At 52.7% G+C, this 24,394-nt stretch carries 21 protein-coding genes; 5 read left to right on the forward strand and 16 right to left on the reverse strand.

Features of this window, described 5'->3' with window-relative positions:
- Positions 1 to 14: 14 nt before the first annotated feature.
- The 4 genes from GGC63_RS20465 to GGC63_RS20480 all read right to left on the reverse strand — a co-directional run bounded on the left by GGC63_RS20465 (position 15) and on the right by GGC63_RS20480 (position 6,047).
- Positions 15 to 371: a DUF3870 domain-containing protein gene (locus GGC63_RS20465; RefSeq protein WP_192703876.1), complete on the reverse strand. Its 357-nt coding sequence runs from the start codon at positions 369 to 371 to the stop codon at positions 15 to 17.
- A 172-nt stretch (positions 372 to 543) separates the two neighbouring features.
- The gene (locus tag GGC63_RS20470) at positions 544 to 1,698 is read right to left on the reverse strand and encodes a serine hydrolase domain-containing protein (protein ID WP_192703877.1); all 1,155 of its coding nucleotides are present in this window, start codon (positions 1,696 to 1,698) and stop codon (positions 544 to 546) included.
- Between the two features lie 494 nt (positions 1,699 to 2,192).
- On the reverse strand, positions 2,193 to 4,778 hold the full coding sequence (locus GGC63_RS20475) for a metallophosphoesterase (protein ID WP_192703878.1): 2,586 nt from the start codon (positions 4,776 to 4,778) through the stop codon (positions 2,193 to 2,195).
- Positions 4,779 to 4,781: 3 nt separating this feature from the next.
- Positions 4,782 to 6,047, reverse strand: a complete 1,266-nt coding sequence (locus GGC63_RS20480; protein WP_192703879.1) for a class I SAM-dependent methyltransferase — start codon at positions 6,045 to 6,047, stop codon at positions 4,782 to 4,784.
- A gap of 208 nt (positions 6,048 to 6,255) precedes the next feature.
- On the opposite strand from GGC63_RS20480, the gene GGC63_RS20485 reads away from it, so the two are divergent.
- Entirely contained in the window at positions 6,256 to 6,543 is a 288-nt protein-coding gene (locus GGC63_RS20485) for a hypothetical protein (RefSeq protein WP_192703880.1), read from the forward strand.
- 84 nt (positions 6,544 to 6,627) lie between these two features.
- Here GGC63_RS20485 and GGC63_RS20490 read toward each other — a convergent pair whose 3' ends face one another.
- Both GGC63_RS20490 and GGC63_RS20495 read right to left on the reverse strand, forming a co-directional pair.
- Positions 6,628 to 7,743, reverse strand: a complete 1,116-nt coding sequence (locus GGC63_RS20490; protein ID WP_192703996.1) for a slipin family protein — start codon at positions 7,741 to 7,743, stop codon at positions 6,628 to 6,630.
- Complete coding sequence (locus GGC63_RS20495; protein WP_192703881.1) at positions 7,743 to 7,988, reverse strand: hypothetical protein; 246 nt, start codon at positions 7,986 to 7,988, stop codon at positions 7,743 to 7,745. The genes GGC63_RS20490 and GGC63_RS20495 overlap by 1 nt, the downstream gene beginning before the upstream one ends.
- Before the next feature lie 672 nt (positions 7,989 to 8,660).
- Between GGC63_RS20495 and GGC63_RS20500 the strand changes: the two genes are divergently transcribed.
- Positions 8,661 to 9,776, forward strand: coding sequence for an NADH-dependent flavin oxidoreductase (locus GGC63_RS20500; RefSeq protein WP_192703882.1), 1,116 nt, complete (start codon positions 8,661 to 8,663; stop codon positions 9,774 to 9,776).
- A 130-nt stretch (positions 9,777 to 9,906) separates the two neighbouring features.
- Here the strand turns inward: GGC63_RS20500 and GGC63_RS20505 are convergent, their stop codons facing one another.
- From GGC63_RS20505 to GGC63_RS20530, 6 genes are read right to left on the reverse strand one after another with little or no spacing between them, the layout of a single operon-like run.
- Positions 9,907 to 10,773, reverse strand: a complete 867-nt coding sequence (locus GGC63_RS20505) for an SDR family oxidoreductase (RefSeq protein ID WP_192703997.1) — start codon at positions 10,771 to 10,773, stop codon at positions 9,907 to 9,909.
- Complete coding sequence (locus GGC63_RS20510) at positions 10,754 to 12,136, reverse strand: F390 synthetase-related protein (RefSeq protein ID WP_412973880.1); 1,383 nt, start codon at positions 12,134 to 12,136, stop codon at positions 10,754 to 10,756. The genes GGC63_RS20505 and GGC63_RS20510 overlap by 20 nt, the downstream gene beginning before the upstream one ends.
- The gene (locus GGC63_RS20515; protein WP_192703884.1) at positions 12,136 to 12,987 is read right to left on the reverse strand and encodes an MBL fold metallo-hydrolase; all 852 of its coding nucleotides are present in this window, start codon (positions 12,985 to 12,987) and stop codon (positions 12,136 to 12,138) included. Before GGC63_RS20515 ends, GGC63_RS20510 begins: the two co-directional genes overlap by 1 nt.
- Positions 12,980 to 13,972, reverse strand: coding sequence for an NAD-dependent epimerase/dehydratase family protein (locus GGC63_RS20520; RefSeq protein ID WP_192703885.1), 993 nt, complete (start codon positions 13,970 to 13,972; stop codon positions 12,980 to 12,982). Before GGC63_RS20520 ends, GGC63_RS20515 begins: the two co-directional genes overlap by 8 nt.
- Complete coding sequence (locus tag GGC63_RS20525) at positions 13,969 to 15,249, reverse strand: hypothetical protein (RefSeq protein ID WP_192703886.1); 1,281 nt, start codon at positions 15,247 to 15,249, stop codon at positions 13,969 to 13,971. Before GGC63_RS20525 ends, GGC63_RS20520 begins: the two co-directional genes overlap by 4 nt.
- Positions 15,239 to 16,231, reverse strand: coding sequence for a beta-ketoacyl-ACP synthase III (locus GGC63_RS20530; protein WP_192703887.1), 993 nt, complete (start codon positions 16,229 to 16,231; stop codon positions 15,239 to 15,241). Before GGC63_RS20530 ends, GGC63_RS20525 begins: the two co-directional genes overlap by 11 nt.
- 380 nt (positions 16,232 to 16,611) lie before the next feature.
- Between GGC63_RS20530 and GGC63_RS20535 the strand changes: the two genes are divergently transcribed.
- The 3 genes from GGC63_RS20535 (at position 16,612) to GGC63_RS20545 (ending at position 19,068) form a co-directional block, all read left to right on the forward strand.
- Positions 16,612 to 17,862, forward strand: coding sequence for a copper amine oxidase N-terminal domain-containing protein (locus tag GGC63_RS20535; RefSeq protein WP_192703888.1), 1,251 nt, complete (start codon positions 16,612 to 16,614; stop codon positions 17,860 to 17,862).
- Positions 17,863 to 18,018: 156 nt separating this feature from the next.
- On the forward strand, positions 18,019 to 18,627 hold the full coding sequence (locus tag GGC63_RS20540; RefSeq protein ID WP_192703889.1) for a hypothetical protein: 609 nt from the start codon (positions 18,019 to 18,021) through the stop codon (positions 18,625 to 18,627).
- Between the two features lie 24 nt (positions 18,628 to 18,651).
- Positions 18,652 to 19,068: a hypothetical protein gene (locus GGC63_RS20545; protein ID WP_192703890.1), complete on the forward strand. Its 417-nt coding sequence runs from the start codon at positions 18,652 to 18,654 to the stop codon at positions 19,066 to 19,068.
- A gap of 246 nt (positions 19,069 to 19,314) precedes the next feature.
- Here the strand turns inward: GGC63_RS20545 and GGC63_RS20550 are convergent, their stop codons facing one another.
- From GGC63_RS20550 to GGC63_RS20565, 4 genes are read right to left on the reverse strand one after another with little or no spacing between them, the layout of a single operon-like run.
- Positions 19,315 to 21,138 (reverse strand): glycosyl hydrolase family 28-related protein, encoded by a 1,824-nt coding sequence (locus GGC63_RS20550; protein WP_192703891.1) that lies wholly within the window; start codon positions 21,136 to 21,138, stop codon positions 19,315 to 19,317.
- Between the two features lie 43 nt (positions 21,139 to 21,181).
- The gene (locus GGC63_RS20555) at positions 21,182 to 21,991 is read right to left on the reverse strand and encodes an HAD family hydrolase (protein ID WP_192703892.1); all 810 of its coding nucleotides are present in this window, start codon (positions 21,989 to 21,991) and stop codon (positions 21,182 to 21,184) included.
- Entirely contained in the window at positions 21,988 to 22,869 is an 882-nt protein-coding gene (locus tag GGC63_RS20560) for a sugar phosphate isomerase/epimerase family protein (protein ID WP_192703893.1), read from the reverse strand. The genes GGC63_RS20555 and GGC63_RS20560 overlap by 4 nt, the downstream gene beginning before the upstream one ends.
- Positions 22,870 to 22,887: 18 nt before the next feature.
- Positions 22,888 to 24,168 carry an ABC transporter substrate-binding protein gene (locus GGC63_RS20565; protein ID WP_192703894.1) on the reverse strand — a complete coding sequence of 427 codons (1,281 nt, stop codon included), beginning with the start codon at positions 24,166 to 24,168 and terminating at the stop codon, positions 22,888 to 22,890.
- Positions 24,169 to 24,394 lie beyond the last annotated feature (226 nt).

A 24,394-nucleotide genomic window follows, 5' to 3' on the forward strand; every position in this document is an offset into this window, starting at 1 on the left:
ATAAATAAAGCAGCCTACACTGTGCCGGAAGGCAGGTATCCTGACTCTTCCCGGCCGTTAAGTGCTAATTTATATTTTTTTTGCGCGTCTTTGTAGGCGACAATCAATGCCTTCTGGGAAGAGCCGTGATAGCGCCGTCGTATTTCTTCGGCTACCGGATCCAAATTCAGCATATGATGACCGATGAAGATGGACCTTACGAAGTCCGAGGTTAACGGGATCGTGGAGGAGCACCCGGCATCGATAATTTTATGGTTCGTCGTATCGACGACCAGCCCTATGAAGAAGGCGCTGAACTGCTGAGTAATCGGGTTATTCAGCGGCACCTGGGCGTCACCGACAATATAGATCGTATCTTTATCGTACTGCAATCAAGACCATCTCCTTATTAACCCTCCGCCCATTTTCCGTACGGGATGTCAGGAAGGGGCTCTTCCTGCGACCGCCGGAGGCTGCAAAAGCTAATGATGTAATATAGTCTAACATCACATTAACATGTTGTAAATAACCAACCTTTGGCTGTGGAGACGAGCTCTTCGATTGCTATTTCAGGAAAGCTTCGACCAGCAGCCCTGCCAGCTCTTCCTCTGCCCGGAAATAAGCTGCGCCTTTGTCGCGGCGCGCTCCATTCAAGATCATGACGAAGCCCCACCGCTCCTGCTCGTGGAAGTACATGTCGCTGAGCAGCCCGTAAGCATCGCCGGCATGGCCAACTAGCCATTGTCCCGGTACCAGCTCGTTCGTTCTATGAAACTGAAGCCCGCTGTGCCTGAAAAAGCCTTCTTGACGATGTCCTGTCCATTGCGCCGTATGCATGAGCTTCGCCGTCTCCGGCTGCACCACCCTTGTCCCCTGCAAGCTGCCGTCATTGGCATGAGCCAGCAAAAACAGGGTAAGGTCGTCCACCGTCGTGCGAAGTCCGCCTTGCGGGCTGAACAAAGCTCCATTCGTTCCCGGCACATAGCTGCTGTAATCAACAGGAACCGGTTGTTTGCCGCCAAAATCATCGGCGCCGACATGGTGCTTGTCCTCTTCCCCGCCATATTCATAGAGGACGGCAATGTTGTCCATCTTCTGTGCAAAATCGCTTATGTTAAAGCTCGTATCCTTCATCTGCAAGGGCTCGAATAGATGCTTGCGGCAGTACAGATCAAATCGTTCGTTCGACAGCTTCTCCACCGCCGCCGCCAACAGGACCGCTCCCAGATTGGAATACTCGAAGCTGTCCGGATCACCCGGTCTTCCTGTACCCCACAGCCGATCTGTGTAATAAGCCCCGCCTTCCAGAACAAGATCCGCTAGCGTTAGCGTCGGAGGATTTGCGCTACGGGAATCCGCGACGAACCGGGCGTATTCGTCCTGCAAGCCGGAGGTATGTGTCATCAAATGGCGGAACGTCACTGACAGCTCCGGATAGCGCGGATTCCGCAGCGGAATGCCGAGAACGGCTCCGACATCCTGATCGATATCGGACAAGCCCCGCTCCACAAGCTGCATAAAGGCCGTCGCCACAACCGTCTTGGTGATGGAAGCGATGCGGAATATCGTTCGGCTCGTCACCGGAATTTTATGCTCCAGATTCGCCCACCCGTAACCGCCGCTCCAAAGCATCCGGCCTTCACGGACGACCGAAGCCGCCAAGCCTGCGATCCGGTGCTTCTCCATAAGCTGCCCAATAGCCATGTCCCATTCCTTCAAAGGCAGCCCACCTTCTCCCGAGTTTGCTTACACTCATCTCTGCCATTGTAAACCCTTTCAAATGACTCTATTTCATAATACCGAATATTGCACCATCGGTAAATATTTTATGTGAAATAAGCCAAATCCATGATTTGGGGAGTCTGTTGAAAAACCTATAACGCTTGAAAATTAGCATCGGCACCCCGGTGGGGTATCCCCTTCCGGCCGCTGTTGTTCCCGGAAAAATTTTGATTATATATCGCTTTACAGTGGATATTTTCCGAGAACAAAGGCGGGCGCTTAAGAGTTTTCCAAAGGAAAACTTACTTCGTAAGCAAGGGATACCCCACCTACCACCTTTCGCATTTTTCTATATGAATGGGTTTTTCAACAACCCGGCCAAATCCATGATTTGGGTCGTGTAAATTTCCCATTATTTTGGAAAGCAGACCGTTCAGGACTATTTTAAAAAAAGCCGATCAGGATTCCTTTCCTGACCGGCCTCTAATGCTTTACAGCCTAGGGTCCATCTCTTTTTCCTTCGCTACCTCGAACAGCAGGCTCGCCGCAATTTCCTTGTACGTCTCATGATTCGGGGAAATCTCATCGAATTTAACCGCCAGCAGCGCCTGGCCCAGGCGGTATTCATTCATTGAAGTACGCAGCTTCGGAGCAATGCTCTTTTGCTTCATCAGCTTGCTGTATTTATGAGGGAAACGGTAATCATACCCGTAAATGATGGACAAATATTCAGGATTGCGCACCTTCATATACGGAGCGGCTATACCGTCCTGCACTTCCGGCTTGATGACGACACCCTCCATATGGTTATCGACAGTTAGCTTGGCAAAGAACCCTTCCGCTATTTCATAGCTTTGTGGATCGGACAGATCAAGCAGCACAAGCTCATCATCCGACAAGAACCGGTACATCTCCGATGTATTCCAATCGGGAAGCTGCTCTTCCCCGTTGTCATAAACGATTTTTAACAAAGCAAACGGTTTATACTCCGCCTCTCCGTCCTCGGCATAAAGCTCCAGCTGCCTTTTGTACGTTTCATAGGCCTTCCAATGCTCCTCGACCGGAACATGAGTGTCTATGATTTGACGGAGGTCTTTGTAATTTTGATAAATATGGCTGCCATATTTATCGCTTAATTCGGTCTTGGGCATGCGGAATTGGTCCTGCTCGAACCCGCTGCCGCGGTACTGCTCAACCAGCTTGTCAAAAGCCTCATCAAATCCGTTCTGCTTCAAAAATTCAAGCTCGCCTTCCAGCGCCTTCTCGATAGGCTTGAACTGCTTTTGAATCAAGCCTTCGCCTATCGCCGACCAGGGCATAAGCTCGCCGTCCAGCAAAAGCATGGAGATTTGGTGCTGCTCCATATACGAACCGAACTTGTTCAGCAGCTTGGCGTAAATCCCGGTCAAGTCGATTCGATTGATTTTATAGCCGTTGCGGCTTACCGCAAAGCATTGATCGATGTCCTTATGCAAATAAATATTGCATCGGGAGCCCATATATTTAGGCTGGAGCACCACCTGCTGAACGCCCCGTTCTTTGAAATAGTTCAAGCCGCTTTTTAACGATTCCAGCTCATTGACGGCCTCATCCTTATCTGCAGGAGACATCGTACCGGAGATAAAGTTCACCTTATGACGGGTGCTGTAATGCAGGCGGCGCACTTCATCCTCTTCCAGATCTTGAATCGAAATTTTGCGCTCTTCACGAAACAGAACCTTCAGCTCCTCCTGAATGACGGCTTGCGCTGCCTTGCGTGCTTTCAGGAATGGCTTGAACGATATGCTCACCGACGTCAGGGCGTTGCCGTGAACGGCCCCGGTATCCAAGTGCAGCTTATTTTTGATACGGAAGGACTGCTTGGCGGCAATATGCCCAAAAATATGATACGGATGGTTTCTTACCGCCTCTTCCTGCAAGAAGGAAAGCTGCTCCTCTGCCGGAGCGCTGCGATCCAGCCGGAAATTGCGCTGATGACGCATCGAATTCGGGTCCAGCTTCCCTATATATTTGTTGCGGCAAGGCGCATGGGTTACATAGAAGGATGGACCGCTCATTCCCACCATCCGGTAGAAAGGCTTCGATAAGCTTACGAGATAATTGAACTTTTCGAGCAGTGCCGCATCGCTCTGCAGGGCCTGAACCGACGTGAAGTAGCTGTGCAGCAGCTCCTGATCCGCCCCGCTGATTTCTCCCTGCAAATACTTGTAGACGAAATTCTCATGGTTGCCCATGACAAAAAGAAAATGCTCCCGGTTCTCATACAGAAACTGTACCGTTTCTCTGGTTTGATTGCCTTTATCGATCCAGTCGCCGAGCAGAATCACCTTCGTATTCCGCACTTTTTCTGCAGCAACCAGCTTATTGCCGTCGATTTGAAAACCGTGGTCCAGAAGCAGGCCCTTCAGGTCCTGAATGCATTCATGGACGTCGCCCACGATAATATATTTCTGATCCTGCGGAAGCGCCGTCGAGGCATATTCGCCCCAATCCTCTACGATCACTTGGTAATCCGGATTTGCGCTACCCTCTTCCGGCAAGTAGAAGTCTTTGCTGCGCACCTTGTGAATTTTGGAATAGCCTTCTCTAGCCAAGGAGCCGAGCACTTCTTTACGCAGCCGGTTAATATGATTCGTAATAAGCCTCTTCGACCGTTCCGAAGCGTAATAATCTTCTCTTTTCCGATAATCGAATAAGATGACTTCCAGATTGTAGTTTTGCTCATGTGCAATCTTGCGTACCTTCTCTCGAAAGTCTTCTGCCAAGCCGGTCGTGTCCAGAACAATGAACTCGGCATGAATGGGGAAGCTGGCTGCCATTTTTACTTTTTCGAATAACAGATGGAAAGCCTGCTCGCTGGCCTCCAGCATCACCTGATCATATTTATCGTACTCATAGCCGAGCACTTCCTGCCGGGTGCTGTCCGAGGAAATGTATTGGACGTTGGTCTTTAACCCGCTTCCTTCGTCCTCCAAACGGAGACCGGGAATCAGCACCTCCTTGGCGAAGGTCGTTTTGCCGCATTCTGTTGAGCCTACCATCATAAAAATCGTATGAACTTTAGTCCGGGTTTCCAACCGTTACGCCCCCTTTTTTCTAAGAATAACGCCTTGCGTCGTCCTGATCTCATTAACCCCGTCGCCAATCGATACAAATTCGTAGTCCAGATGGGTTGGAGATACCGCACTTTCGAACCATTGTCTGAATTGCTCCTGCCCCATTTCCCAGCGATGGTCATCATGTCTGAATCCTTCAATCTCGTAATACCGGTTAAAGTCGGAGTTCGGGGTGGTAATAATGAAATGGTCGAAATCGACGTGCTCGCATATTTTGGCGATTAGCGCCGCCGCTTCCTCTTTATCCATGTGCTCAATGACTTCCGTTAAAATCACGTCGACCTGTTCCCCGTTATATTCTTCCAGAAAGCGGTCGATAGACTCCAGAGTGACGATGTTATCAAGCTCCTTGGATTTGGCTTTGCGGTTCACGACCTCCAGCACTTCTTCGTTAATATCGATCGCATAATAGCTGTCCTCGATTTTCCCCGCGAAAGGAATCGCATAGAATCCTTCACCGCATCCAATATCCAGTATCGCTTTGTTAAATGGCAGCGCGCTGCCGATGTAACTCCTTCTTTGGTAAGCGGTCCCGCCAAAATCAAACTGAATGGCGTACCGGGCTGTGTTTTCCAGCTGAGCTTTATATTTTCTAAACCGGTCTCTCGTCGATAAAAAGTTCCTTACAAACAGGCTTCGGATATAGAACGGAGCATCGATGATGTTCATGCTTTTCACATATTTATCAATGATACTCTCCGAAATATCAATGTGCTCCTTGCCGAACATGGACAGAAACAAGCATAGAACACTGACCACATGCAAAAGCTCGTAGAGGCTCTTGTTCGTTGTAATCGTGAGAGAGTAGCTCTGATGAGCCAGATGCTTGCTTTCAAACGTAAACTCCTTCATATGCTTCTCAAAAAACTCAACATATCGAATCATCTCCACATGAATCATATGGATGAAAAATGTGTTCTCGTATCCGTCTGCATCTCGTTCATCCCGTGCCTTTAATGGCGCTGAGAAAAACTCATTGATCGCATTCAGAGGAAATAACGGCGTGTTATACCTCGATACGTTCAAGTATTCAAAGGTCTCCTGTTCGTGCTGTTTATACGAAATATCGTTATCCGCATCTTTAAAATAGACGTTGTAGGTGGAATCGTCCGTATACCAGCCGTAAGCCGTCCCTTTGCGAATCGATCGCAGCAGCATGCCGGATTCGGGATTTTTCTTGAGGATAAAGGAAAGCTTAGGGTTGGTGGACCGTATTTGAACAATAGCCATGCGTACCGCTCCTTAAAATAAAAGTAATTCTGTTATTTATTATCGATCCTGCAGACTTCTGACAACAGGGTGAAAGTATTACGACCATGCAACTTTTTCCAGCCAGGCACGTTTAAATGGATAGAATTTACCCCATCCCGAAAAGGAGGGAGCAGCGCATGAAGAAGCTGGACGGTCTCTAACTTCCCAGAAGGAGGTTAGAGCCAAGATGAGCCGAAGCAGAAAGCATGCCCCCGTATGGACCGATCATCACACGCCGGGTACCCGTTGGGCCAAGCGTCAAGCCAATAAAGCAGTTCGTCGTTACACCAATGATTTGCCTAATGGAAAAGGGTACCGGAAGGTTTATAATCCATGGAATATTTGTGATTATCGTTTTTTCAAGACCAAGCAGCAGGCGATTTATGAGTGGGTAATCTCTCCTTGCCTGCGCAATAGACGAATGTCAGAGGAAGAAGCCATTCGAAGCTGGTTGAAGTGGTATGTGAGGAAGTAAAAGGAAGTGTCGGTTCGGGAAGTACCGGCACTTCTTCTTTTTTCGATCGGAGATTAGGGGACATATATGGTTACCTTCGGCAGCTTACACTTTCCCGGCACTTTTATCCCCCAGCAGCGAATTCAGCTGCTCCAGCAGATTGCCTCCGCCGGTCAACGAAATCGTCCCGATCTTCTCACAAATCTTCTCCAGGAACTCCAGCTCCTTCAACCGGTACAGCGTCATGTTCTCATCCATCAGCTTGGCGGTATTCAGCAGGCTTCTCGTCGATGCCGTCTCCTCACGCCGGGTGATGATGTTGGCTTGAGCCTTTTTCTCGGCAAGCAGCACGGTGTTCATGATCTCCTTGATATCCCCCGGCAAAATGATATCCTTCACCCCTGCAGACAAAAAACGGACGCCGTACTCTTCGCTCTTCTCATTCAATCTCGACAGAACGAAGGCCGCGATTTCCTGCTTCATTTTCAGCAGATCATCTAGCTTCAGGGTTCCTACATATTCCCGCAAAATAAGCTGCAATTGAATGTACAATTGCTCTTCAAAGGAACGGATCTCCAGCACCCGCAGCGGTTGAACGATTCTGTACTGGCATACGAAGTTCAAGCGCAGGGTGACTTTGTCCTCCGTCATCATCTCCTGGCCGGTCATATCCATCTGCTGCTGGCGCAAATCGACGGTTTTAACCGCTACCGAGACAGGCCCTCTCCAGAAGTAATACTTTCCGGGTGCCAGCTCCCTCTGCATCACATGGTTATAGTACAGCGCACCGGATTCATGATTAGCCACCTCGAACGCCTGAAGGTAGCTGGCCAGCCTGGGCAATACCGCCAAATCAACCTCGGCCGGCAGCTCGGGGTTCCGGATATCGACCCGGATATAAGTATGCTTCTTCAGTACATTCCAGAACGCATAGCTCCCGGCGGTTAGAAGAGAGACGAATTGGCCGTTCTCGTAATGCAGGACATACTCATGGTCTTGCACCTGTACGACATCCAGCTCCTGCAAGAGCCGCTCATCCTGCATGAACAGCTGCAAATCCTTCCCCTGGACATGAAAAGGCTTCGTTATAGTAAGAACCTCTACCGTATCCTCCGAAAATGGAGAGAATCGGTACGTGCCTGGCTGCAGCAGCTTGACATAGCTTCCTTTGCGGAACAGCAGCCCGCGTTCGTCGGTTTTAATATTGATCTTTTTAAACATCATGTTTCCTCCTTAAGCAGACCTTCAGTCTGCCTTTGATTGATGACACTGGAAAAGGGAGGTCCTCCTGCGCGTAAGACGGAATCCCGCTTAAGACTTGTGCTGTGCGGGTCATACGCTTCCGCCTTGACGAGATGCAGCCAGGTCCGGATGCAACCTGTCTCATCATGCCTTGGCGTCAGCCTCTGATCCTGAACGGCACAAGCCGGTATCCGCGGATTGCTAAGCCCCGCCGCAGTGTGCATAGACAGCCACTGAGGAATCCCTTTCCGGTCATCCCGTAATGGTTAGCATGTTCTCCTCGAGTGAAAGTCGAGTGCCCTACCTCGGGCAATATCGTCCCATACGATATGGGGAATCGAACCCCTGTGAGGAATTGAGCCGAATAGGTCAAACAGCATACAAGTGTATAGGATACGCCTGCACTGCCGGACTGCGATGTCCGAGCCTAGGTAAGCCATCCGTGCGTCAACCCGATACCTATTGTCGCTTATTTGAATCCATTCGAACATGGCGAAAGTATTACGACGCGGAAGAAAAAAGGATTGTCAAAGGGGATTACATAGCTGAGCTGAGTTGAGTTGGGATGTGACTGTGGAGATTTATAGAAGGATTAAGGCCATGGTGTTCCAAAAGCTAAAATGAGGTTGTTAGAAAGAAAACCATTCAGGAGAATTGTTGCTAATCCATCCATTTTAAAAATGACAATTTTTATACTTTTGCACCCATTTATCCATTTCTTTCAGAGTAGGTCAAATGAATTGGATTAGATCCAAAGATTTTGCCTTCTTTCAGGATGAGCACTTCTTGACTATAATCTTTATTAAATGATCCGTCAGATTTGACGATACCGAACCCAAGCGGCATTCCGCTAGCCATTGTTTGGGTATTTGACTTCATCGAAGGAGATGTTCCAAATGAACGAACGATATCAATCTTTGTTTGAACCGTTTAACCTGCCAAATCAGATCCGGTTAAAAAATCGTGTTGTTATGGCCCCCATGTCGCATATGTCTTCTAATCCTGATGGATCGGTCTCCGACCAGGAAGTGAAGTATTATTCTCGTCGCGCACAAGGTGTTAGCATGGTCATCACGGCTGCCACATGGGTTGCGGCAAACGGCGGTATTCCTGGCGCACCTGCGGCTGACCGTGATGCGGTAATCCCTGGACTTCGCAAGCTTGCATCAGCAATTCAGGAGCAGGGAGCAAGAGCGATTTTACAGATATTCCACTCCGGACGCCAAGCATCGTTAACTGGAGATCTTGTGAGTGCCAGCGCTGTAGCAGAGCAGAAAGAGGGAGCCATTGTACCACGTGAATTGGCGGAAAAAGAGGTTGAAGAACTTATCTATGCGTATGGACAAGCGGCAAGACGTGCAGTCGAGGCCGGCTTTGACGGTGTTGAGATCCATGGAGCAAACGGCAATCTTCTTCATCAATTCTTTTCACCTTTTACGAATCGACGCAGCGACCGTTTTGGAGGGACGTTGGAGAAGCGGATGACGTTTGCTTTGGAAATTGTGGATGAGGTGAAGCGGATCGCAGCCGTTCATGCAAAAAAGCCCTTTATTATTGGGTATCGGTTATCACCTGAAGAGCCGGAAACACCAGGAATTACGATGGCCGAAACACTACCGTTCGTAGATGCCCTTGCGATGAAGGGGCTGGATTACTTGCATATTTCTTTGAAAAATTATGAATCAGTACCACGTCGCGGAATCGTGGATTCCCGTACGCGCCTTGCGATTATTCAAGAACGTGCAGGCCATCAGTTGCCCGTAATCGGGGTTGGGAATGTGCGGACGCCTGAGGATGCCATTAAAGCCCTGCAAACCGGAGTTCAGCTCGTTGCACTGGGACGGGAACTTGTCATAGAACCAGACTGGATGAAATTGATTGCAGAAGGAAACGAAAATGAAATCCAAATATCACTCTCTCTACAGGATCAACATAAATTGGCTATTCCGAACGGAATGTGGCAGTTAATATTAAGTGTTCCAGGCTGGTTTCCAGTTGTACAGGAACCATAAGGTCAAGATGATCATGGCTGCGTCGTGCCCCTGAACTTAGATCACGAAGTCTTCTGTTTTTGTCTCCAGGCACATCCCTATCATAAAAATTTCATTCCGGGTTGCTGGAGAAGGGATTGCCCTCGCGGCTTCACTTCTCCAGCTCCCTGAGCAGGATCCGCTCGAACCATTTCCAGGGCAGCAGCGCTTTCCCTAGAATCGCCGTTCGTGCCCCTTTCCCTAAAGTGTACCGCAACCGGGGGTATCGGGAACGGGCGATCCCGGCAACGGTGCGGGCGACCTCTTGAGGGTCATCCGCATGCTCTGCCGTGCGCTTCGAATAGTTCATAATGGCGTTGAGATATCGGCTGTAAGGGGAATCCTTGGAAGCTCGTGCCCCCATATGCTCAAAGCCTTTATTCCATATGCTCGTCTTGTAAGCACCCGGTTCGACCAGGACCACATGGACGCCGAAGGGAAGCATCTCGAGACGCAGCGCTTCGCTAAAGCCCTCTACCGCAAACTTGGAGGCTGCATAAGGTCCATAGCCTGGAAAGCCTACTCTGCCGCTTACGCTGCTGATCTGGATCACCTTGCCTTGTCTGCGCTCGCGCATAAAGGGAAGCACGGCCTGGGTCATAGCGACCAGACCGAAGAAGTTCACGTCCATTTGCTTCTCCCAATCCTCCATGGGAATCTCCTCAATGCAGCCTCCGATGGCCAGCCCCGCGTTATTGACGAGCACATCGATCGAGCCGTACCTATCGATCATTCGGGCAACGGCAGCGGATATTGCGCCGTGATCCGTCACATCCAGTGGCATACAATCAATGAACGCGGCCAGCCCTGCCTCGTCGGCCTGCTGCATCAGCATGCGATTGTTGGCTGTATCGCGCATCGTGGCAATGACCCGATAGCCCTGCCTCGCAAGCTCCAATGCGGTAAGCAGGCCGAAGCCGCTGGATGCGCCGGTAACGACCGCAACCGGCCTATCGCTTTTATTTACCCGAACCGGCATATACGGTTGTTGATTCAATCGTCATCTCCCCTTTCCCAGTCATAGGACTGAACCTGCGTTCGACACGTCTAAGCTTTTGAACGCCCGGTGTCCAGTTCAGCAGGCTGAATTGGACGGACGGCGCGGAACAGCCTGCTCTGGCCCATAAGCGGTCCAGCGAATTCAGGATGCTCTGTTGAACAGGGTCCATACTGCCTTCCTTCCCCTGCTTGAGCCTTAAGGAGATCTCCAAGGCATCCGGGGCATGCTGTACGGCCTTGTATTCTTCGACATCCTCCGATGCGGATATAATAGCGCGGCTGATAAAATCAGGAAATACCGGAACAAGCCCTCCGTCCGTCAAGCCGTACAAATAAAAGAGATCGTCACTGCGCCCCTCTACCCGCTCCAAAGCCAGATGAGGGGACCCGCAAGGACAAGGCTCCGCCCTCTCGGTTAATATATCATTCAACCGATAACGGATGATCGGCTGTGTCGTCCGTGAGAAATCCGTAATGATCGGAACGAACTTGCGCAGGCTTGCGTCCAAATAGTCCTTCTCCACCGCGACGATATCCTCGTTGAGATGCAGCGTTCCGTGAGGGCAGGTAACGGCCAGGAAGCCCTCGGTACACTGATAAATTTGGTGTACCTTCTGCTTGAATGCCGCCTCTATCCGTTCGCAGTCTAACGGATCCAGCACCTCGGCCACCGATAAAATGCGGTGCGGCTGAATATCTAGCCTTCCGCTCTCCACAGCCTCGGCCAGCACGCGCAGCAGCGACGGGGGCGCCGCCAGGATCGTAGGCTGCTGCCGGTTCAGACGATCCACATGCTCGGCCAACGGGTCGAGCAGATCGTAGAACCGGAACTGCAGCCTGCGGCTGCCGACGCTGCCGTACAGATTGCTGTCGGCGCGCAGGAAGAACGCGATCCGCTCGCGGTGAAGCAGCGAGCGGGGCAGCACTTTGGCGAGCACCGTGCCGGCCCAGGCCATCCGTTCCCGGGCGCTGACCAGGAACAGCCCTCTGCTGCCGGAGGTGCCCGAGGACATGCCGATCGTAATCGAGCCGATCGTAGGGGTGAAGTCCCGGCTCGCCTCAGCCTTCAGCGCCAGAGCAAAGGCTACGTCCCTGTCGATCCCCGCCGTGTTCAACCGGTTGAAATGCTCCATCATCTCCGGTTTCCCGATGATCGGGAACCGTCTCCATTCACTGTCGGGGAGCTCTCCCCATAGCTCCCTGTAAAAGGCGGAGCGGCTCCTTACGAACCGGAGATGCCTCCGTATGCGTTTCTCCTGCCATCGCTCTAACCGTTCGCGGGAGGAAAATCTCATGCGGTATTTCGTCAGCAAGTAATACCATACAATCAACAGCTTGCCGATCATCCTTCGGCACCTCCCTTCACGAGCGAATCCCATACCTCACCGCAATGCGACGGGATAATCCGCAGCTCCGGGCATTGCTTATAGACTTGATGAACTTTGTGAAAGCTGTCCCTATATTGAACACGGTTCGCCATGATGAAGCCCGCCATCCAATGGGGAGGCAGCAGCTCGCGGTAAGCCCGGCTGCTCCATACGGCATCCGCGCACAAGAAGTAAGCTTGGCTCTCCGAGGACATGATAATTCCGATCTGGCCTGCCGCATGACCGGGCACGTCGACGGCTATGACGCTGCCGTCACCGAACACATCCATCCCCCGCCGGAACGGCAGCTCCGGCGGCAGCTCGATGAGACGCCTCTCATCGATGGGGAGCGAGCGCGCCTCGAAGTCATCGGGCAATAGTCCCGGCAAATACCCCGCCGCCACTGCGCTCCAGCCCTTGCGATAACGTACGGCATCGTACGCCTCATGCAGATATACGAACTTTGCATTCGGAAAATCCCGCAAGCCCGCGATATGATCCGCATGAAAGTGAGAGATAATAATGTACCGAATATCGGCAGGGTCAATCCCGCGCTTGTGCAGCTGATGGGCTGCACTGTCCTCCGGCGTGTAATAAACCGGCGTCATCCGGCCATACAGCGAATAAGGCCATCGGGCCGTTTCTTCAAAGAAACGGGCCGTATAGCCGGTATCGAACAGAACAGGCCCCCGCTCCGGATGCTCGATAAGCGCAAATAAAGCCGGAAAACGTACGGTCCGGCCGCTTCCCCCGCGGATGGTTATCCGCTCCTTATGCGTGCAATAGCCCGCCGCCATCAGGGTCACTTCTGTGTATACTTTAACCATGCTGTTCCTTATACCAAGCGGCATAGGCGTCAATCCCTTCCTTCACCGTCACCCGGGGACGGTACCCGAGCAGCTCCCTCGCCTCCGAAATGTCGAGCGTCTGGCCTCTGCCGAGCAGGCCGACCGCATACCGGGTCAATAGCGGCTCCTTGCCGCTCCCGAACAAACGGGCCAGCCCTTCCATGCATCCCGCCGCCAAGTAGGCTGCGGGATAAGGAATGCGTCTCGCCTGCATCGGCTCCCCGAGCCGCTCGAACAAATAGTACAGCGCGTCGATGAACCGGACCGGCTCATCGTTCGTTATATTAAATTTACGCCCCAGGGCGGCGGCAGGAGCCGACATGCACAGCAGCAGCGCATCGACGGCATTATCGATATAGGTCATGTCGATTACAGCCTGTCCGCCTCGAATGAGCGGCAGTCTCCCCTGGCGATTCGCTTGAATCAGTCTCGGAATAATCGCCGGGTCTCCCGGGCCGAATAGGGCACGGGGCCGAATCGTTATGACCGGAAGGCCGGATTCATAGGCATGGTCGACCTCCTGCTCCGCCAGAAGCTTTGTCTCCGCATATCCATTGGCCGCTCTGCGCGGTAAAGGGGCCGTCTCCACGATCCCATACCGATCGGTGTAATCGAAATAAATGCTTGGCGTCGATACATGGATAAGCCGCTGCACGCCGTTGGCGGCGCAGCCTTTAATCACATTACGGGTTCCCGTAACGTTGCTCTCATAGAAATCGTTATAGCTGCCCCATAACGAAGACAAGGCTGCGAGGTGGAAAACGATCTCCTGCCCCTCACAAAGCCGGGCCATCTGAACCGTGTCCTCCAGCCGGGACGGGACGAAGGTGATCCCCTGTTCGGTCAGCTCGGCTCCGATTCGTTCCTTCCTTCCGGTCGCCGTCACCTCATGACCGAGCTTATATAGAGCTATCGATAAGCTCCTGCCCAGAAATCCGGTCCCCCCCGTGACCAATACTCTCAATTCATCTCACCGCCATTCCATTCAATGTCCCGCGTGGACGCTTCCATCACGGAAATCCGATGCTCCCTGCCCTTGCGCCAATTCCAATATACGAGCCGGAATTGCTGCCAGAACGGCTGCGGATCACGAAGCCGGAGCACGACATCCTGCGCCCCCGCAAGGAATCGCAGCCAGTAGGAGAAGCGGCTCCGTCCTGCGGGAGATAATGCAGCCGCCAGACCGTAGCTTATCATAGCCACGGTAATCATGGCTCTGCGGTCCATCTGCGGCGTGATCCGCTTCTGCTCCGATTGCAGCTGCCGTTCGCCCGCAAACAACGCCTGATCCAGCCGGTCCTCCGGCCGAAACAGATGAATCCCGCTGGTCGCTCTAGGATTACATTCCAGCGGATAGACCGTTCCGTCCTCTGCTTCTATGAAATCAAAGGCGATCTGCCCTGTAAAGCCCTCTTCCTGTACGAAGTGCTCGACCCAGCGGTCGATCCCCGGATGCCGGACCGGTTCGAAGCTGATGCAGGCGCCGAGCCCTGCCGTAAATCGGACCGGGTACACCGCATGCGCGGTTATCCTTCCCTGGTGGGCGATGCTATAACTGCAATAGGCGGCTCCCTCCATATACTGCTGCGCGACCCAAGGTGCATCCGCCGAAACCGGCAGTTCCCTTATCGTCTGCGTACAGGATCGCCAGCCATCTGCAGCAGCCTCCGCTAGGAATACCTTGCTGGAAAACCGGGAAAACACCGGCTTCAACACCCATTTCGTAGCAGCAGGGCCTCCAGCCTCATGCCGGAGCCTGGCCTCTTCCGCGGCCCGCTCCATGAAGGCAAGGCAGTCCTGCTGCGACGTTAACAGCCGCGTCTCCGGTACGGCGAGCCCCAGCTGCGCGGCCCACTGTATGAACTCCCATTTGCTGTGCAGGCGCCGTAATTTATCGAGCGGCTCCACGAAGACACGGCATAGGGGGCTAAGCTCGGTCAGGCCTCCGGCCACGTAGAACAGTTCCTCGCACATCGGCAGCAGCCATTCGATCCGTTCCTCCTCAATAAGCTGCTTTAAAGCCTCCACATAGGCTTTCGGATGGATAGCAGGCTCCGGTACGATGTAGCTGCGCCGTACCGCTCTGGAGCGCCGGCACAGGTGCTGCGGACAGCTCTCGGCCATGAAGACTTGATGCCCGTTCGCCGCCAGCTGGCGGGCCAGATCCAGAGCAGCCGGCGCCCGTCCCCCCGTCAGCAGAACCCGCTTCCCCGTCTCCGACCGCTGACCGCTAATAGTCAAGGATCATCCCTCCGACCGACAGGCCGGCTGACGTCCCGAGCAGCATCACCCTCGAGCCGCGAGTTATGCGCCCTTCACGGATCGCTTCATGCAGCCCCATCGGGATGGAGGCCGCAATCGTATTGCCGTGCGTCGGGGTAATAAACATCAGCTGCTCCTGCGAAATGTTCAGCTTACGGCTGATCAGCTTCATCGCCATCGCGCTTCCCTGATGCGGCACGACCACCTGAATATCCTTCATCGAGCACCCGGCCTCCTTCAATAGCGATGCTGCAAAGCCGGGCAGAATCCGCGATGCCATCTTGTAAATCCCCGGTCCGTCCATCTCGAACAGGAAGGCTTCCTCCTCCTGCCCGGACAGCGCATGTGCTCCCGTGCCGCCTCCGCGAATTTGCGAGAGATGCGCGCCGGAGCTGTACGTCTTCATGGCGGAGCACAGGATGCGGGAGCCTTCCCGCTCCTCTGCCGCCTCGATAAGGACAGCCGCCGCTCCGTCTCCGAACAGGGCTGCGCTCTCCTTATGCGACCAGTTGAGTCCGAGGGAGGCAATCTCCGTCGAAACGAGCAGCACGCGCCGGTATCTGCCTGCTGTCACCATGTAAGACATCACGTCGAGTCCGGTCAGGAAGCTTAGACACGTTGAATTGATATCAAAGGCGGGAACTCCGGACCATTCCTGCCCTAATGCCCTTTGGATGAGCGAAGCCGTGCTTGGAATCGGCTGCTCCATCGTACCGCTGGCGCATACCAGACAATCGATGTCGCTGAATTCTAGCCCTGCCTGGCTCAAGGCTTCCCGGGCAGCGATGGCTCCCATCTGGGATGCCGTCTCATCCTCGACGAAATGCCTTCTCTTGACGTCTGACTTTTTCTGTACCCATCCCGCCGGAACTCCCAGTATCTCATCCATCTCTTCCGCCGTTACAACCCGTTTGGGCAAATATTTGCCTGTACCCGTTATTTTAATGTTTCTGCTCTGCATAGTTAACCCTCCTCATGCATGCACGTTGTCAAATCCACTATGAGATGTAATCGAGGACCGTGATACATGATTGCTTGTCGAAACTTGTATACCCTATTGTAAACTATTCCGCTGAAGCTAAAAGTACTATTTTTTTCTAATACCTGGTCAAAGCAAACAAGCCGCCCCGGAGAGCAGCTGTGATTTCACTTGTTTCACGAAATGAAACTTTTTTTCTTAGGACGATCATTCCAAAAATCAGGGGGGCCGTTTTTACCAGACAATGGGCAAAGCCATGACAACCTGCCTACTGGATTCACCTCCCATTTTCCTATTTTTATTTCCATTTTTTATAGTATCATTATACATAATTGTCAATTCAACATTTGTGGAGGATGAGAATGAGAAGATCAAGCATTTCATGCAAGCTCCTGACAGGTTCCATTGCTTTGGCTTTATTATGGGGAGGGGGAGCCCATCCCGCCTTGGCGGCCGATACGGCCTTCATCAACCAAATATCGGAGCAATACCAGACCTTTGAGAAAAAACACCGGGACCTGTATGATCAGTATCTTCAGAATGAAAGGCATTTGTATGACACCTATCACAGTCAAATGACGGCGGTCTATAACGAGCTTATGCGGCGGTCCCATGCCGATCTGGATACAATGACGAGCCTGATAGACAGCGACATTCAACAATTGAAGCAAAGCTATAAAGAAAGCAGCTCCGAGTTTAGGGACTATGTCCGGAAAGCGGATAAGAACCGTGCCGGAGGTCCTATGAATCTATACAAAAGTATCATGGATCCGAATAGGGCCGGCAGCCCTATGGATCAATTTGAGGACAGCTTGGATGCCAACTCGGCAGGCAGCGCGACCGATTCGTACGACGATACTCTCGACCCGAATCATGCAGGCAGCGCGATGGATACCTACGACGACGAAGCGAATCAGCACTCCGCAGGAAGTGTCATGGACGGTTTTGAGAAGGATTCGTCCATTAACAGTGCGGGCAGCATTATGGACAGTTATGAGAGAGGAAGGCTGACGAGGTCCGAGGCGGAGCAATTGATGGCGGATGCCCTGGCCAAGGCTGAAGCCGGCATGAACAAGCGGATCAGTGACACCGAGCGCAGCGTGCAAGCCCAAAAAAACGAATCGCTGCGCGACATCCGCGACGCCTGGCTGAACGTGAAGAACTCTCTCCTTAAGCAGCGCGAGCAGACGATCCAGGAGATTTCGGAGGCACGCAAGAAGTTGACCGGCACAGGGATCGATTTTGAGCCGTTAGTTCTGGATGACTGGATTACCGTTATTGTAGACGGGGACTATTTAATCTTCGAACAGCCTCCGGTTATCGTGGATGGCAGCACCCTTGTGCCTATGCGGACTATTTTTGAAAAGCTGGGGGCAGAGGTGCTATGGAGCTCAAGCGACCAATCCGTCACAGCCAACAAAGGAGCCGTGTCCGTCTGGCTTCAAATCAATAACAGCAGCGCCCGAATCAATAATCAGAGCCAGACGCTGGAGCTCGCGCCGAGGATGGTGAACGGGAACACCATGGTGCCTCTAAGATTTGTCAGCGAAGCGCTCGGCTGTAATGTGCAGTGGGACGACAGCAAGAAGACGATCACCATCACCTCAACGTAAGGCATCTAGTCAGAGAAATATCAGAGAGCTTGCCTCCATTCGTGGAGGCAAGCTCTTGTTTTTTTTGTAACTTTTTTCGCTGTGAGGGAGTCTATATTATTGGGATTTTCTACCAGTCAAAATCAGGACTTTCAAATAACAAAGGAGAATCATTGCATGAAGACGCATATCCCATCCATAAGATTCAGGCTGATCCTGCTTGCCGTATCGGTTGGCATCCTGGTGCTGCTCATGGGTATCGGGACCTTCATCCGCAAGGAAGCGGATCCCCCCGCAGCAGATCCGATGGCGACAGTGCCGTCTCAAGCACCGTTCGATCGGTTTCTCTCCAAGATAACGACGAAGTCCGATGTGAAGAGAGAGCTGACGACCGCGCATGCGCATCTCAATGAAATCACCGGCTGGAAGCATTATGAGGAAATGAATCTCGGCCAATGGGCCAATTACACAGAGTACCATTTCATGCAGCACGCCCTTTATGACAAAATGGCTGAGATCGTTACCGACCGTAACGTTCAGACGGACTTAAGAAATGTCTCCAAGCTTATCCGGTATGCTAAAGAGAATGACCGGTTGGATCAAAGTCTGGATGCCATCCTGCGGGCTCATCGCATTGTTCACGATCTGGATTTCTACGTGCTGGCTAGCGGACAAGAAAATCTAAAGGGAAAGGATCGCTTCGGCGCATCATTCGCCATGAAGGAGCATCAGGAAGCGGAGGAAATCCAAGCGTGGATTAACCGTCATATCGATCATAAACTATAAAAGTGTCCCTGGAGGAAAGCGATCATGTCTGCTGTAAAGAAGCTCATCCTATCCGTTATGGCTTTCGCTTTACTATCGGTGCTGCTGTATTACTTCGTGTACGCCAGCCCCAACGCCAGGTGGAACAGCCCGCAAAGATATATCCTCGACCAGTTTTATCAAGCGTTTCAAACCAGGGATTACTCCATGATCTCACCGCTGATCTTTGACCGAAATCCCCAGATGGTCATTAACATCAGGCACTGGTACGGGGACGTGAAAAGCTACCACATACAGACCATTCGCAGCGTTTCCAGCTCCGAGAAGCAAGCTGTCATTACGGTAACCAGCCTTAGAGAAGGCAAAGAGCACCGCAACACCGATACGATTCTATTGGCTAAGCAGGATGGCGGATGGGCCATTACTTCTTATAACTCTGATTTGGAGTACAAGCTGCCGTAAGGTCTAGAAATAAAAAAGCCGAAACAAATCTATCGTCTGCCGAATATAAACCCGAGAGTTCCGACGATTTCATCCGTATCCTCGTCAAAGCAGAGGATGCCATCCGTATTCATAAGCACCAGAAAGCTATCTCCTGCGCGATTATAGACATCCGATATGGCAAAAAAGCACCTGCCCTTGCGGCAAGTGCTTCGATTCGTTCTTTATTCAAATAATCCGGATAAGACGGCTTAGCCCACCATGTGCCTACCCGATATACTCCACAATACATTCCGCCTCCGGGTTCGCCTGGGTCACATTGGAGCCGGCCACCAGCTGAAGGCTGCATTTCTCGGCCGTATCGCAGCGGAAATACAAATCCTGCTTCAGCAGGAACCCCTGCGAATGGTTCGGCGCCGTCAACGTAGCCAATACCGTCGGCGTCGCTTCCGTCGTCTGTACCGTAAAGGTCGCCGCCCCTGTAGAGGTGACCGCACCGGCAGGCGATTGCATGAAAATGTTCACGATGCGTGCGTTCATCGGCACATAGAACCCGACGGTCGTGGAGGCCGAATAAGGGAATTTGCCGTCGGCCCGTTTGACCGAAATGGCGGTTCTTTTGGTGATGCCGAACGAGCTCTTCTGGAATCCGTAGTCGCATTCCCAGGATTTGCGGGAAGGATCTCCCTGGCCCCTCGTATTCGTAAAATGAATCGTCGGCGTCCCGCCCTGATTCGCGTTGCCGCCTTCCGCCGTAAACACGATAAAATCCGACGGGCTCGTATGCTGATTAATCTCACAATTGGCATAGACAATATTGTGCGGATATTGGAAGCTGTTCACCCTGTACATATATTCGTGCTTGCCGAGCAGGCGGCAGTTATCGAATTTGATGACAGGCATTTTGGTGTTGTTGCTGTAGAACGTGGCGACCAGCTCTGTCGCTGCGCGTAACGGCACAGAGCTCGACGTATCGACATTGATGAAGGACACGATTCCCGCGCTCCACTCGCAGTAGATCAGCTTGCTGTTGGCGTTGCGGTGCTCCATTCTGGAGCCGATGCACAGAAAGCGTTCCACTCCATAGGAATGCGCAGCCCCGAGCAGCTTGAAGAACGTGCCCGCATTAGCCCCGATATGGATGTAGCTTCCGCCCCAGACGGTAATATTGCCACCTTTCTCAAACTGGAGGAAGTCTCCCTCCTGTACCTCGAAATTGCAGGAGTAGAAGTTATAGTTCAGGAACTGGTCCGACCCTCCGGACGAAGGGACATAGACGCCCTTCAAGCAGGTTCCCGCCCAATCCACTTCACGCCAGTTCATCTCGCTGTTCGTGTCCGTCCCCTCCAGGTGGAACGAATATCCCCAGCTTCCGCGGAAGCGGATCCGTTCGAACGACCAGCTCTGAGGCTGACCGGTCGAGTATGAGCGCATAAAATGATTGCTTGTGCTGGTCGAATAAAACTCTATATCGGAGATCGAGCAGAACTGCCAGGCGTTATTGTTGTGGGCCAAATACGTCCCGGCCGCCGCAGGGCTGTAGATGACCTGGGTAGTGCCTGCTCCGGCGCCCTGGATGTGCAAGCCGACCGTACTCGTCGTATAGCTGCTTCGCAGCAGCGATTCCGGTTGGGTAATGAGGTAGGAGCCCGGCGGCAGGAACAGGCTGACCCGGCCTAGCTTGCTTCCCGAAGCCCCGGGGGCCGGGTTCGTGACGGCCTGGCTCTCGGCGTAAGCAATCGCCGCCTGGAAGGCAGCCGAATCATCGGTGGTGCCGTTGCCCACGGCCCCAAAATCCTTGACGCTGACCCACTCGCGCAGCTTGTCCCCGGCCGTTCGCGTGCTCAAGCCTGCCGCCTGCAGGAAGGATACATCATCCGCATCGACAGTACTGAGAAGCTGAGCTCCGGTGCCGGTTTTGTATACCGCATCCGTAACGGAAGTCTGGCCGCCGCTCAGAGCGTTAGCTACGCCATTGTTTAAGAGCACTCCGGTCATGGCGGCAGCGCCCGTCATTCCGATAGCCGTCAGTATCTCCCTGCGGCTTAATCTTTTGTCCTTCTCTTCCGACTCTTTGTTCTTGTCCATCATGATCCCTCCTGTGATTGGTTAATGGAATCGTCAAAAAGCAGGGTTACTTTGGCGGCCCGCCAAGGACACGGCAGATCGCTTCCGCTACGCCGTCTCCATAGCTGCCTGCAGCCAAATAACCGTGTGCCGCTTGAAGGCGGGCCTTCACCTCCTCTTCGGCATTGCCGGGAGCAGCAGCGATGAATCCGAAGCCGCCGTCAAGCATGGACAGATCATTGCAGCTGTCCCCTATGACAAGCGCCTGCTCCGGAGGAACTCCAAGCGTGCGGCACGCTTGCGCCAATACAGGACCTTTGCCTACTGTCGAATGCCGGACGCACACTCCTGCAACATTACGCACCGCGTAGTAAGGCAGACCGCTTCGCTGCAGCCAGCCGGCCATAACCGCCTCCCCCGCCCTGGCTGCGTCGGCGCTGCTGAACAGCACCTCTACGAAGCCTCTTCCTGCTTCCTTCTCCTCCTCGCACCGTCTCGAGGCAGCATCAATCTGTGACAGCTTGCCCTCGAGCAAAGCGGAGATACCGGAAATCACATCGACGAAATGCGAGCGTTCGACCCGCTCCACCTCATCGTTCCACTCCTTCTCCGCCGCATACTTGCCTTGGCTATCAAGGAAATGGATCAGGCGCTCCTCAGAGATGATCACATGAGGCCAGCCCTCCTGTTCCGGTTCAATGCCTTCTCGCTCAAGCAGCTTCAGAATGAACGGCATGTCCCTGCCCGTTACAATCGCGATGCGTATTTGCCGGGCTGCCGCCCGACGTAAGGCCTCCACTCCGGATGGCTTGAAGCCATACCTGCCGGAAGTCCCTCCAAGCAGCGTCCCGTCCAGATCTACGGCAATCAGCTTCATGCTTCCTTGGATTCCCCTTTCAATCCGGCCAGATAGTGCCCCAGCGCAACGGCGTAGCGCAAGCCCTCTTCCCGCAAGGCATTCGGCAGCACGCGAATCGACTGGTGAGTCTCATAAGTGAAATCCCCCCTATAATCAATGGCATCGAGGGCCGACATGACCGCCGTCCAATCGATGGAGCCTTGGTAAGGAAGCAGATGCTGATCCTGTACGCCATCGTTATCGTTAATATGAGTCGCCTTGAGCCTGTGGCCGAATTTGCGGATTTCGTTCGGATGGATTCCCTGCTCATGCGCGTGTCCCGTATCGAGACATCCCCCGACCAGCGGATGATCCAGCGCATCGATCAGCTCTATAAGCTCATCGAATAAAGCGCAATACGTTCTTCGAACGGTATGAGGGCGCGCCGGACGATCATAGAAGTTTTCCAGGGCGATACCGACACCCGTCTGCTCCATCACCGGAAAGAGCCTTCGGAAGAACCTCACATTAAACTCCTTGGCCTCATGATGAGGCTCCCCTTGGACGGAGACCCCGCTGGAATGGAGTACAACCCAGGGCACTCCGAGAATAGACGCCGTCTTTATCGAACGGACAGCAAGCTCCAGGAACGATTCGATATCCAAACCCGGCACCATTTGCTGGAACAATCGCCCGTGCACCGGCCCGTGCATTTGGGTAAACCGTATGCCGTTCTCATCCGCTATTTCGCGAATATGATGCGCCCAGGCCTCCTCCTCCTCCCGCGTCTTGGTCAGCACATCCTTCTGATGATCCCAATAGTTGAAATCCAGCGCCTCGAAGCCCGCCGCCTTGCATACGGGAATCGCCCGCTCATAGTCGGTCCCGAATACATTTAATGATGTAGAAATCTTCATGCTCCCGTTGGCCTCCCATCATTTGGTGCCCTGCGACTGGATATACCGGGTAAGCTCTTCTTCCGCTTCCCGCAGGGCCGTGTTCACGTCCTTTTTATCTCCAATGTAGTCGAGGAATGTCTTTTTCAATATTTCATTGCCTTTGGAATGGTAGATGGAGAACGGCGGGGCGTAAGCCGGGCTGCTTTTGAATATGCCCTGCAAATTTTTCCCCTTCAGCATCGGCAGGCCGCTTCCGAACGCCTTGCGGAGCTCCGGGTTGGATAATGCGGACAGCTTGCCCATGCTGGAGCTCAGGCTTTGAACCTCATCGGACAAGAACACCTCGATCACTTTCATCACATCGTCCTTATGCTTACTCGTGCTGGTCATCATGACCACATTCAGGTCATACATCCCGTACGTATTCGGCAGCTCCTTGTAGCTCGGGAATTGAACCATATCCCAATTCAAATCGGGGGTTTTCTCCAGCTGGTCGAACATATTGACCGTTCCCACCATCGCGAGCGTCTTCTCTTTCGTAAAACGGCCGGTGCTGAGTTTCCCCGGATTATCCGGAATCGAATACAGCTGCTTGCCCAAGTTGAAGGCTTTCTTGTAAGCATCGCTGTTCACCAGCACCTTGTTGGTCTTGCCGTCCACGGGGACCAGAGATAACGGGTACGTCAACCTGGAGAGCGTATCCATGTCAAAGCCGCTGTACGGAACGCCATCCTGCGTCCGGGACATTTTGCGCGCAAGCTCTACCGTATCCTCCCATGTCATGCCGTCTTTGGGGTAGGGTACCCCGAATTTGTCGAACAAATCTTTGTTGTAATAGAGCGCATAGAACTGGATCTGGTAAGGAACCCCGTAAATTTCACCCTTGTCGGACAGCTCCTTGATCGTTTCCATAGCCTTGGGATCGAACCGGCCGAAGTCGAAGCCGACCTTGCGGGCATAAGGCGTCATATCCTCAAAGATGCCGTACTGCTTGTTCCCGTTAATATTGCCGTTCCACATAAGAATCAGATCCATATCTTCTTTGGCCGCTATCGTGCTTTCGAACTGCGTTGCATTTTTGGCCAGCATTTCGACCGTGATGTAAGGATATTTCTTCTTCACAGGCTCGGCGATCAGCTTGTTAAAATCGGACTCCGACATCGGATTGTACGGAAACAGCTTTAAAGTCACCGGGTCGGGATCCTTGGGCTTTGTTAACCCGTCGCCCTCCTTCGCGCCTGGTTCCGATGCTCCGCAAGCCGCCAAGGCCAACAGGGTGAATGCGGTTCCACAAACGAATGCGAGCTTTGTCTTCATGGACCGGTCTCCTCTTTCCAGAAGTGAATTGCTGTCCTCATTATCTGTCATGAATAGACCGGTTAGGAATATCAAACGGTAGGATTTTTTTTGGCAATTTGTAGGGGTAATGTTGACCGATTGTAAAGGCGGGACTCCTTCGTTAGGGGAATATGAAGTTTTGGATAAGGGGCTTTCGGAAAAAATGAAAGTAAGCTATTATAAGAATATGAAGCGCTTACAATAC

Origin of the sequence: Paenibacillus sp. OAS669 (assembly GCF_014873645.1) — a bacterium.
In the GTDB taxonomy this organism is placed as follows: domain Bacteria; phylum Bacillota; class Bacilli; order Paenibacillales; family NBRC-103111; genus Paenibacillus_S; species Paenibacillus_S vulneris.